This window comes from Lysinibacillus mangiferihumi (assembly GCF_003049665.1).
GTDB classification, from domain to species: domain Bacteria; phylum Bacillota; class Bacilli; order Bacillales_A; family Planococcaceae; genus Lysinibacillus; species Lysinibacillus mangiferihumi.
In genome coordinates this window covers 160,463-172,882 of sequence record NZ_PYWM01000004.1, presented here as the reverse complement: position 1 = coordinate 172,882, position 12,420 = coordinate 160,463, and the positions used below count along the sequence as shown (strand labels likewise).

At 39.8% G+C, this 12,420-nt stretch carries 7 protein-coding genes and 2 pseudogenes; all 9 read left to right on the top strand.

Translation table 11 applies throughout. The features are described from left to right. Positions 1-6 precede the first annotated feature (6 nt). The 9 genes and pseudogenes from C9J37_RS06075 (at position 7) to C9J37_RS06035 (ending at position 12,321) form a co-directional block, all read left to right on the top strand. On the top strand, positions 7-1,713 hold the full coding sequence (locus C9J37_RS06075; protein WP_107894663.1) for a proline--tRNA ligase: 1,707 nt from the start codon (positions 7-9) through the stop codon (positions 1,711-1,713). 274 nt (positions 1,714-1,987) lie between these two features. After that, positions 1,988-4,915 (top strand): annotated as a pseudogene (locus C9J37_RS06070) (PolC-type DNA polymerase III); the annotation flags it as partial. A 767-nt stretch (positions 4,916-5,682) separates the two neighbouring features. After that, positions 5,683-7,086 (top strand): annotated as a pseudogene (locus tag C9J37_RS06065) (PolC-type DNA polymerase III); the annotation flags it as partial. Positions 7,087-7,318: 232 nt separating this feature from the next. Beyond that, on the top strand, positions 7,319-7,795 hold the full coding sequence (rimP, locus tag C9J37_RS06060; protein WP_024361996.1) for a ribosome maturation factor RimP: 477 nt from the start codon (positions 7,319-7,321) through the stop codon (positions 7,793-7,795). Between the two features lie 24 nt (positions 7,796-7,819). Further along, positions 7,820-8,953: a transcription termination factor NusA gene (nusA, locus tag C9J37_RS06055; RefSeq protein WP_024361995.1), complete on the top strand. Its 1,134-nt coding sequence runs from the start codon at positions 7,820-7,822 to the stop codon at positions 8,951-8,953. A 206-nt stretch (positions 8,954-9,159) separates the two neighbouring features. Next, entirely contained in the window at positions 9,160-9,438 is a 279-nt protein-coding gene (rnpM, locus tag C9J37_RS06050; RefSeq protein ID WP_024361994.1) for an RNase P modulator RnpM, read from the top strand. Further along, positions 9,435-9,743 carry a YlxQ family RNA-binding protein gene (locus C9J37_RS06045; RefSeq protein ID WP_024361993.1) on the top strand — a complete coding sequence of 103 codons (309 nt, stop codon included), beginning with the start codon at positions 9,435-9,437 and terminating at the stop codon, positions 9,741-9,743. Before rnpM ends, C9J37_RS06045 begins: the two co-directional genes overlap by 4 nt. Before the next feature lie 14 nt (positions 9,744-9,757). Next, positions 9,758-12,043 carry a translation initiation factor IF-2 gene (infB, locus tag C9J37_RS06040; RefSeq protein ID WP_107894661.1) on the top strand — a complete coding sequence of 762 codons (2,286 nt, stop codon included), beginning with the start codon at positions 9,758-9,760 and terminating at the stop codon, positions 12,041-12,043. Beyond that, positions 12,043-12,321 carry a DUF503 domain-containing protein gene (locus C9J37_RS06035; RefSeq protein ID WP_107894660.1) on the top strand — a complete coding sequence of 93 codons (279 nt, stop codon included), beginning with the start codon at positions 12,043-12,045 and terminating at the stop codon, positions 12,319-12,321. The genes infB and C9J37_RS06035 overlap by 1 nt, the downstream gene beginning before the upstream one ends. The last annotated feature ends 99 nt before the right edge of the window (positions 12,322-12,420 follow it).

The window sequence follows — 12,420 nt, the reverse complement described above, 5'->3', positions numbered from 1 at the left end:
CACTGAATGAAGCAAAGTAAAACATTTATCCCAACGCTACGTGAAGTACCTGCTGATGCAGATGTAAAATCACATAAGCAATTATTACGTGCAGGGTTTATTCGTCAAAATACAAGTGGGGTATATTCGTATTTACCGCTTGCAAAACGTGTGTTAACAAAAATCGAAAATATTATTCGCGAAGAGATGGAAGCCATCAATTCTATCGAATTATTAATGCCTGCATTGCAATCTGCTGAACTATGGCAAGAATCCGGCCGTTGGGAAAAATACGGTCCAGAACTAATGCGATTAAAAGATCGCCATGATCGTGACTTTGCCTTAGGACCAACACATGAAGAGGTCATTACGACTTTAGTACGTGATGAAATTAAATCATATAAAAAATTACCATTAACACTCTATCAAATTCAAACAAAATTCCGCGATGAAAAACGCCCTCGTTTTGGCTTATTACGAGGAAGAGAGTTTATTATGAAAGATGCTTATTCTTTCCATGCTTCACGGGAAAGCTTAGATGAAACATATGAGGATATGTACCGCGCTTACTCTAATATTTTCTCGCGTCTTGGTTTAAACTATCGTGCAGTTATTGCCGATGCTGGTTCAATTGGTGGTAAAGGTACACATGAATTTATGGTACTTTCTGAAATTGGGGAAGATACAATTGCTTACTCTGATTCATCAGACTATGCGGCAAACATTGAGATGGCTGAGGTCACTGTAGAGTATCAACCAGCCAATGAAGCGTTAAAAGATCTTGAAAAAGTAGCAACACCAGATCAAAAAACAATTGAAGAAGTATCTGCATTTTTACAAGTAGCACCTTCAAATGTTATTAAATCATTAGTATTTAATGTTGATGGTGAATTAGTGGTAGTCCTTGCTCGTGGCGATCACGAAATTAACGATATTAAACTAAAAAATGCACTAGATGCTGGTTCTGTAGAACTTGCTGACGAAGCAGCTATTCGTCAATTGCTAGGCTGTGGCGTAGGTTCAATCGGCCCTGTAAAATTACCTGTAGAGGTCAAAGTTGTTGCAGATCATGCAATTAAATCAATTCGTAACGGGGTAGCGGGTGCCAATGACGACGGCTTCCACTTAGTAAATGTTAACCCAGAGCGAGATTTTGCTGTCAATGAATACTTGGATATTCGCTTTATCCAAGAAGGAGACCCATCTCCTGATGGACAAGGCATCATTAAATTTGCAGAAGGTATCGAGGTTGGTCATATTTTCAAATTAGGTACTACCTATTCTGAAAAAATGAATGGAACATTTTTAGATGAGCAAGGAAAGTCACAGCCGTTTATTATGGGTTGCTATGGTATTGGTGTGTCACGTATTCTAGCTGCAGTAGCTGAACATTTCCAAGATGAAAATGGTTTTACTTGGCCAACACAACTAGCTCCGTATGACATTCATGTTGTACCTGTTAATACGAAAGATGAAACACAAGTTTCATTAGCAAATGAGTTATATGGCTTATTAAAATCATATCGCTATGATGTACTATTAGATGATCGTGCTGAACGTGCAGGTGTGAAGTTTGCAGATGCAGATTTAATAGGTTTACCAGTTCGTGTAACAGTCGGTAAAAAGGCAACAGAAGGTGTTGTCGAAGTGAAATTCCGTCAAACAGGTGAAACATTTGAATGGAAAAAAGAAGAAGTCATTGATCGTTTAAATGAATTTTTCCGCAAAAATTAAAATCCTTTGGTAACATAATAGCCAAAAGATATAGATGTTCTTACTAGCAACATCTTTTGGAAGATGAATGAGGACAAGCAAACGAATTCGCGACACTCCTACGGGAAACCAAGCAAATCTCACTGCTATAAAAGTAAAGTGAGGCTTGCTGGAATAGCCCGTGGAAAGGGAGCGAATTTTTTTGCATCATAGTTGAAAAAGTATTTGCTAGATAACAATGAGCAAGAGGTGATTAGAGCCTCTTGCCCATTAAAGTGAAAGTAGGTGTCATTGATTGGAACAGCAACAAGAAGCAAGACAAAGATTTCAAATGCTCTTGCAACAACTAGAGTTAACAGAAGATGTTTATATGTCCTTTTTTGAAGAAGGCGAATTAGCCCGTCTTACTGTGCATAAAAAAAATAGACTCTGGCATTTTAATATTAAATTACGTGGCATACTTCCATTTCCCTTATATCAACTATTTCGTACACATCTAGCTGAAAAATTCGCTGCTATAGCCCAAATCGAAACAACTTTTGAAACAGTTGAAAAAAATGTTACGGAAGAGCTGATTCAAGCGTATTGGTTAACCATTGTTGAGCAAATCGACGATATGGCACCAACCTTAAAAAATTGCCTTGTATCGCAAATACCGATGTGGAATGGGCAAAAAATTACGTTATCCTGCGTGCAGGAAATGGAACTGATGATGCTGAAAACGAAATATGCGGAAAAGCTAGCTCTTAGCTACAGTCAATTTGGATTTCCGCAAATTGCCTTTGATTTTATGCTGCAAGAGGAAACAGAAGAAATGCGTGAAGCCCAAGAAGCATTTATCGAGCAAAAACGCTTAGAAGAAGCAGCGATGGCTCAACAAGCAATGCAAGACTTCCAAAAACGTGAGCAGGACAAAAAGGACAATCCAGCATTGGCGGCCCTCGGTGATCGTCCATTTCAGCTTGGTATGCAAATTAAAGACGATGAAATTATGGAAATTAAGCGCATAGTGGAAGAAGAACGTCGCGTTATTATTGAAGGGTTTGTTTTCGATACCGAAATTAAAGAATTAAAAAGTGGACGCTCACTTCTACAAATTAAAATTACGGACTATACGGATTCAATTGTTGTAAAAATGTTCTCACGGGATAACGATGATGCGGAATTGATGCAGCATTTGAAAAAGGGTATGTGGGTGAAAGTACGTGGCTCGGTTCAAACCGATACCTTTATTCGTGATTTAATTGTGATGGCAAATGATATTAATGAAATTAAAAAAGAAACACGACAAGACAAGGCGCCAGAAGGTGAAAAACGAGTAGAGCTCCATTTGCACACACCGATGAGTCAAATGGATGCAGTTACACCGGTAGATAGGTTAGTGGCTCAAGCGGCGAAATGGGGTCATCCAGCGATTGCGATAACGGATCATGCGGTCGTGCAGTCTTTCCCTGAAGCTTATGGAGCAGGCAAAAAACACGGCATTAAAGTGATTTACGGTTTAGAAGCTAATTTAGTCGATGACGGTGTACCGATTGCGTATGCTTCTGAGCATCGTGCATTAGACGATGCGACCTATGTGGTGTTTGACGTCGAAACGACAGGGCTTTCTACTGCTTACGATACAATCATAGAGCTTGCAGCAGTCAAAATTAAAGGCGGACATGTGATTGACAAATACGAAAGTTTTGCAAATCCACATCATGCATTGTCTGCAACAACAATCGAACTGACCGGCATCACAGATGAGATGGTTCGCAATGCGCCAGAAGTGGAGCAAGTGATTCATGAGTTCCATGCCTTTATAGAAGACGCAATCGTAGTGGCACACAATGCCTCTTTTGATATGGGCTTCCTCTATACTGGTTATAAAAAATACGGTCTGGAAGATACGATTCACCCAGTAATTGATACTTTAGAACTTGCTCGTTTGCTCCATCCTACGATGAAAAATCATCGCTTAAATACATTATGTAAAAAATTCGGCATTGAATTAACGCAACATCACCGCGCCATTTATGATACGGAAGCAACAGGTTATTTATTATTGCATCTGTTAAAAGAAGCGGATGAACTCGGCATTAAATATCACGATGATTTCAATAAGCATATTGGCGGCGGTGATGCCTATAAAAAAGCGCGTCCGATGCATTGTACGATTTTAGCAGTCAATAATGACGGTTTAAAAAATCTATTTAAACTTGTGTCTCATTCGCATACAAAAACTTTCTATCGTGTCCCTCGTGTAACACGTGCGACGTTGGAACAATATCGACAAGGACTGTTAGTTGGTTCCGGCTGTAGTAATGGTGAATTGTTTGAGACGATGATGAATAAATCACCTGAGGAAGCAGAACAAATCGCAAGGTTTTACGATTATATTGAAGTACAACCGAAGGCTGTATATGCTCCGTTAATTGAACGTAATGTCGTGCGCGATGAATGGACCATTGAGGATATTATTCGCAAGCTTGTGAAACTTGGCAAGAAGATGGATAAGCCTGTAGTTGCTACAGGAAATGTTCATTACCTGGATCCGAACGATGCTATGTTTAGACAGATACTGATTGGTTCTCAAGGTGGCGCCAATATTTTAAATAGATCCAAGCTGCCAGCGGTTCATTTTCGAACGACGGACGAGATGTTGCAAGAGTTTGATTTTTTAGGCCCTGATCTTGCAAAAGAAATCGTCGTTACAAACACGCAAAAAATTGCGGCTATGATTGACGATGTAAAGCCGATTAAGGATGATTTATATACACCTAAAATTGAAGGTTCTGATGATGAAGTAACAAATTTAACGTATGAGATGGCCCATCGTATCTATGGCGAAGAATTACCAGAAATTGTTAAAGCTCGTATCGAGAAAGAGCTAAAGTCGATTTTAGGGCATGGATTTGGTGTGATTTACTTAATTTCTGCAAAGCTTGTGAAAAAGTCACTTGCGGATGGCTATTTAGTAGGTTCTCGTGGTTCCGTTGGTTCTTCATTAGTGGCAACCTTTATGGAAATTACGGAGGTAAACCCGTTACCACCGCATTATATTTGTCCAAATTGTAAGCATTCCGAGTTTTTCAATGACGGTTCTGTTAGCTCGGGCTATGACCTACCGAACAAAGATTGTACGGAATGTGGTACACCTTATAAAAAAGACGGACAAGATATTCCATTCGAAACTTTCCTTGGTTTTAAAGGAGATAAAGTACCTGATATCGATTTGAGTGCGACACGTTGCTAATTGAAAAGATTAGCCACCAATTTGGTAGAACTACTATTTCAAAGTATGGAATGACGGAGTAACGCCCTGAAACATACTCGCTGAAGCTACGACATGCAAGTGGATAACTGCAAAATTGAAACTTGTATGAAGCTCGTTAAAGTAGGCTGAAGTTCACCCAAACAGTACGGCTGTGGAAAGAGAGCAATCTTGTGAATGATAGGTCTGGCGTCTATAAACTTTCTATGGTTAGAATCAGTAGAATGACTGGGACGAACCCTCGACTGACTTTTCGTGAATGTCACGTAGTAGAAATGCTGCGGGGTCCAAATAGGACTTCTAGGTGTGGATGAGTAAGCGTTTGGTTATGAAAATCCATCTTGTGTTATAGGCACATGCTGGCCTAGCGGAATTTAGGGGGGAACCTAAGGAAAGATGTACAGATAGAAATAGTGGAACGTGTGAAGCTCCTAACGTAAGAGGAAGTTGCATTCCGCTGACGACGGTGTAAGGAAAGGCTATTAGCTATAACTTACTTAAAAGGAGTGGCAGTAGTGCCGTAGTACCAGTGAAGAAATGCCATAGATGACTGAATATCCAATAAGTCGGAGGACAAAACATTTCAGAGGGAAGGGCACAAGTCGTTAATGTTAGTTGCCTCTAACTTTCAACAATATTAACGATGGAACGCCGTGTGAGTGTGAAAGCCTCATGCACGGTGTGGGACGGGGGAAAAGCTAGCGATGACTTCAAATGCTTACCTATCGTCATATTTCTCAGGTGAATACCAACCGCAAGCCCACAACTATACAAAAGTACTGTTTGGTGAAGATTATGTGTTCCGTGCTGGAACAATCGGTACTGTTGCAGAGAAAACAGCATATGGTTACGTTAAAGGCTATGCGAGCGACAATAACCTTCATTTCCGAGGTGCTGAAGTAGACCGTTTAGTACAGGGTTGTACAGGTGTAAAACGAACAACAGGTCAACATCCAGGTGGGATTATCGTTGTACCAGATTATATGGATATTTATGATTTCTCACCAGTGCAGTTCCCAGCGGATGCACAAGATTCGGAGTGGCGAACAACACACTTTGATTTCCACTCCATTCATGACAATATTTTAAAACTCGATATTCTTGGACACGATGATCCGACTGTTATTCGTATGTTACAAGATTTATCTGGCATTGATCCGAAAACAATTCCGACCGATGATCCGGTTGTTATGAAAATTTTTAGTTCACCTGAATCGCTAGGTGTGACAGAAAAGCAAATTGGGTGTAAGACAGGAACACTAGGGATTCCGGAATTTGGTACACGATTTGTTCGCCAAATGCTAGAAGATACGAAACCATCTACCTTTTCGGAGCTGGTGCAAATTTCTGGTCTATCGCACGGAACAGACGTCTGGCTTGGTAATGCACAGGAGCTGATACAAAATGGTACATGTGTGTTAAAAGAAGTAATCGGCTGTCGTGATGACATTATGGTGTATTTAATCTACCAAGGGCTTGAACCATCTTTAGCCTTCAAAATTATGGAGTCTGTGCGTAAAGGGAAGGGCTTATCAGAGGAATTTGAAGCAGAGATGTTAGCAAATAAGGTACCTGCTTGGTATATCGAATCATGTAAAAAGATTAAATATATGTTCCCTAAAGCCCATGCCGCTGCCTACGTTTTAATGGCAGTACGTATTGCTTGGTTTAAAGTGCATTTCCCAATCTTGTATTATGCTGCCTACTTTACCGTAAGGGCAGATGATTTTGATTTAATCGCGATGACGCAAGGTTCCCAAATGATTCGTGCAAGGATCGATGAAATTAATATGAAGGGCTTAGATGCTTCGACGAAAGAGAAAAACTTACTGACAGTAATGGAACTTGCACTGGAGATGTGCGAGCGTGGCATGAGCTTCCAAAAGGTGGACTTATATCGTTCACAGGCTAGTGAGTTTATTATTGATGGCAATTCTTTAATACCGCCATTCGATGCGATTCCTGGACTTGGTACGAACGTTGCCAAAACCATTGTAGCGGCACGTGAAAATGGCGAGTTCTTATCGAAAGAAGATTTACAGCAACGTGGACGTGTATCGAAAACATTAATTGAGTATATGGATCAATTAGGTTGTTTAGAAGGTATGCCTGATGCGAATCAGTTATCACTCTTCTAATGTCTAAAATAAGGAAGTTTGCATTGTGACGTAAATTGTGCTATCCTTATGGTAATAATTTGTTGATAGTTTTCCAGCAAAAGAGTGGGGCATTCCCGCTCTTTTCTGTTGTTATACCGAAGCAAAACAAATTTTTTAGACTAACAGCAGGTAAGACCGTCAAATTTCACCAACATTACTGGTGGAATTTCTGTTTTATTACGCCTGAAATTGAAAAACGCAGGAGGAAACAATGAGCAAAGTACCATCTTTAATTGAAGAACTTGCTACACCGATTGTCGAAGAGTTAAATCTTGAGTTGGTGAATGTCGAGTTTGTGAAAGAAGGACGTAACTGGTTTTTACGTGTTTATGTAGATACACCTGAGGGTGGAATTGACATTGGCCAATGTGCTCAAGTTAGTGAACGACTTTGTTTACTGTTGGATGAAAAAGATCCTATTACACAAAATTATTATTTAGAGGTATCTTCACCAGGTGCAGAACGTCCATTAAAAAAAGATACTGATTTTAAAAAAGCCGTTGGCAAATTTATTTATGTGAAAACCTATGAACCCATTAAGGACATGAAGGAATTCCAAGGCTACTTAACGTCATACGATGAACATACATTAGTGATGGAAGTACCTATTAAAACACGCAAAATTACCGTAACAATTGAACAGGAAAAAATCGCTTTGGCACGACTTGCCATCGATTTTTCAGCATAATGCATATTTAGGAGTGAAAATAAAATGAGTAGTGATTTGTTAGATGCGCTAACGGCGCTAGAAGAACAAAAAGGAATTTCAAGAGATGTGTTAATCGAAGCGATAGAGGCGGCATTAGTTACAGCTTACAAGCGCAACTTTAACCAAGCTCAAAATGTTCGTGTTGACTTAAACTTAGACAAAGGCTCAATTCGTGTATTTTCACGTAAAGATGTTGTTGAAGAAGTAGAAGATGACCGTTTACAAATTGCTTTAGAAGATGCGAAGGCCATCAACCCTGCTTACCAATTAGAAGATATTGTTGAACAGGAAGTAACACCTCGTAATTTTGGGCGTATCGCTGCACAAACAGCGAAGCAAGTCGTTACACAACGTGTACGTGAAGCAGAACGTGGCTTAATTTATGAGCAATACGTAGATCGTGAAGATGACATTGTAACGGGTGTAGTCGAGCGTTTAGATGCGCGTAATATTTACGTGGGTCTTGGTAAAGTAGAAGCTGCATTACCACAAAATGAACAAATCCAAGGTGAAACGTATCATCCACATGATCGTATTAAAGTATATATTACAAAGGTTGAACGTACGACACGTGGTCCACAAGTAATCGTTTCACGAACACATCCAGGCTTATTACGTCGATTATTTGAGATGGAAGTGCCTGAAATTTATGAAGGCATTGTAGAAATCAAGTCAATTGCTCGTGAAGCGGGAGACCGTTCTAAAATTTCAGTCCATGCACATAACGAAGAAGTTGATCCTGTAGGCTCATGTGTAGGTGCGAAAGGTGCACGTGTTCAAACAATTGTCAATGAATTAAATGGTGAAAAAATTGATATCGTTGAATGGTCAGAAGACCCTGTTGTATTTGTAGCAAATGCATTAAGCCCTTCAAAAGTTTTAGATGTGCAAGTAAATGAAGAAGAAAAATCAACAACTGTTGTAGTACCAGATTACCAATTATCTCTTGCAATTGGTAAACGCGGTCAAAATGCTCGTTTAGCTGCAAAATTAACTGGATGGAAAATCGATATTAAAAGTGAAACAGATGCACGTGAGTTAGGGATTTATCCATCTGCAACAAGCACTTTCGTACCTGCTGATGATAGTGACTACGAAGAAGCTACAGTTGACTTATATCAAGACGACGAAGAATAAGTAAGAAAGCCCGTGTGACTGGTCACCTGGCTTTATTCAGTGGGCGTCCTGGGCCGACTGAATAAAGCCAGGAACTGTGGCGAAGGTCTTGAGTGTTGAGAGACGGGATTGTACTCCGCAATGTTCAAATCACAAAATTCTACCTTGGCGTTTTGGTTATGGCTGGTCCACCTCTTACGAAGCTTCAGAGAGGAAAGGTGATTCTTATGGCGGTTAATAAAAAAGTACCACTTCGAAAATGTGTAGCTACTGGAGAAATGCTACCGAAAAAAGCAATGATTCGTGTTGTTCGCTCGAAAGAGGGCGAGGTTAGCGTAGATGTTTCAGGGAAAAAGCCTGGACGAGGCGCTTATGTTTCAAAGTCTGAACAGGCGGTTGACATCGCGCGTAAGAAAAATGTTTTAGGGCACCAACTTGATGCAAAAATTCCTGAAGAGATATACGAAGAGCTACTATTGCTCATTCGTAGGGAGGCTATTTTATGACCAATCAAGCAGTGTTTAATTTGCTTGGTATAGCTGCAAGAGCTCGTAAAGTTATTTCAGGAGAAGAGTTAGTAGTAAAGGAAGTCCGCAATGGTAATGCTAAGCTTGTACTGCTTGCAAACGATGCTTCTAAAAACTCTAGCAAAAAAATTCAAGATAAATGCACTTATTACAACGTTGAGTATCATGTAATTGGCGATCGTTATGATCTAGGACATGCTACAGGTAAGGAGGCCCGAGTGGCTTTAGCTATTACCGATAAAGGTTTTGCAAGTAAATTGTCTAGTCTACTCAACGAAAAATAATCGGGGGTGAGCAGATGACCAAAATCAGAGTTCATGAATATGCCAAACAAGTGAATAAATCGAGTAAAGAGGTTATTGAAGCGCTAAGTAAATTAAATGTGAGTGTAACGAACCATATGTCTATGTTGGAAAAAGATACTGTGGCAAAGTTAAACCAATCATTTAAAGCACCGACAGAGAAAAGAGAGGCAAAGCAAGCTACTCAAAATGTAACACAACGTTCACAAGCGAATGGACAACAAAAACCACAGCAATCGGTGAAAAAACAAGATGGACAAAAGCAGCAATCTGCTACATCGACGCCGAAAGCAAATCATTATAATACGCAACAAAACTCAAATTCGTCTAACGAAAAATCTAAGAATACTAAAGGTAATCAAAATAGAAATATGACACAAAATAATAATAATAACAATAATAATAATAATCGCAGAGGCGGTGGTGGATACAACCAACGTCCAAAACCAGGAATCCACGGTGGTAAACGCCGTCATCCAAAAACGCATCAACCAACATTACCAATCAAACAAAAAGAATTACCAGAAAAAATTACTTTTGTTGAATCGCTTTCAGTAGCTGAATTAGCAAAAAAATTATACCGTGAACCATCTGAAATCATTAAAAAATTATTTATGCTTGGCGTAATGGCGACAATTAACCAAGAATTAGATAAGGATGCAATTGAATTAATTTGCGCAGACTACGGTGTAGAAGTTGAAGAAGAAATTCGTGTAGATATTACGGATTTAGAAACTCACTTCGAGCAAACAGAAGAAGTCAATGAAGCGGAATTATCAGAACGTCCACCTGTAGTAACAATTATGGGTCACGTTGACCATGGTAAAACGACTTTACTTGACTCAATCCGTCATACAAAAGTGACAGCTGGAGAAGCTGGTGGTATTACACAGCATATCGGTGCTTATCAAGTAACAGAAGGCGACAAAAAGATTACGTTCCTTGATACACCAGGGCACGCTGCATTTACAACAATGCGTGCGCGCGGTGCAAAAGTAACGGACTTAACAATTCTAGTAGTGGCAGCTGATGACGGTGTGATGCCTCAAACAGTTGAAGCCATTAACCATGCAAAAGCTGCAGAAGTGCCAATTATTGTTGCTGTCAACAAAATGGATAAACCTTCAGCAAACCCTGATCGTGTAATGCAAGAATTAACTGAGCATGGCTTAGTACCTGAAGCTTGGGGTGGCGATACGATTTTCGTGCCAATTTCAGCATTAAAAGGTGAAGGTATTGATACATTGCTAGAAATGGTGTTACTTGTTGCCGAAGTGGGAGAGCTTAAAGCAAATCCAGATCGTTTAGCACTTGGTACTGTAATTGAAGCACAGCTTGATAAAGGCCGTGGTTCTGTTGCAACACTATTAGTACAAGACGGTACATTAAAAGTTGGTGATCCAATCGTAGTTGGTCACGCTTATGGCCGTGTTCGTGCAATGGTTAACGATAAAGGGCGTCGCGTAAAAGAAGCTGGTCCATCAACACCAGTAGAAATTACAGGTTTAAACGATGTACCGCAAGCTGGGGACCGCTTCGTTGTTTTCGAAGACGAAAAAACAGCTCGTCAAGTTGGGGAAACTCGTGCAATGACAGCTATTCAAGCACAACGTTCTGAAAAACAACGTGTCACGCTTGATAACTTATTTGAACAAATGAGTCAAGGCGAAATGAAAGAGTTAAACTTAATCGTTAAAGCTGACGTTCAAGGTACTGTAGAAGCAATGGCTGCTTCATTAATGAAAATTGATGTAGAAGGCGTAAATGTGAAAATTATTCATACTGGCGCTGGCGCAATTACTGAATCAGATATTTCTCTTGCCGCAGCATCGAATGCAATCGTAATTGGTTTCAACGTACGACCAGATACAAATGCAAAACGTGCAGCAGAGGAAGAAGGCGTAGATATTCGTCTACACCGTGTTATTTATAAAGTAATTGAAGAAATCGAGCAAGCGATGAAAGGTATGCTAGACCCAGAATTTGAAGAAAAAATCATCGGTCAAGCGGAAGTTCGTCAAACAATTAAAGTATCTAAAGTTGGTACAATTGCAGGTTCTTACGTAACAGAAGGTAAAGTAACACGTGATTCTGGTGTCCGTGTAATTCGTGACAACGTGGTAATCTTCGAAGGCGAATTAGATACATTAAAACGTTTCAAAGATGAAGTAAAAGAAGTGGCAAGAGGATACGAATGTGGTATTACGATTACAAACTTCAATGACATTAAAGAAGGCGACATCATTGAAGCCTACATTATGGAAGAAGTTAAACGTGCATAATGATTGTATACGTTGAGGTAGAATTTATTATCCAAACTGCCCATTCGTTAAAGGAAAAACGCGCTGTATTACAGCGTATGATTACGCGCACAAAACAGAAGTTTAATGTATCCATTGCCGAAGTTGACCATCAAAATGTATGGCAGCGTACGAAATTAGCGCTTGTTGCTGTTTCTTCCTCGAAGGACGCAGCAGAGCGTGAAATCAATCACGCCCTTCATTATTTGCAGTCAAATCCGTCTTGGGAACAACTTAATGTGTGGCGAGACTATTTATAAGCAGCAAAGGTTATTTGTGAGATTTAGGATGGTTATTGTCAATGAAAGTGTTAGGTTTCTTTAAAACCTTTTATTGACATAGTCATTCGCTTAACGCAA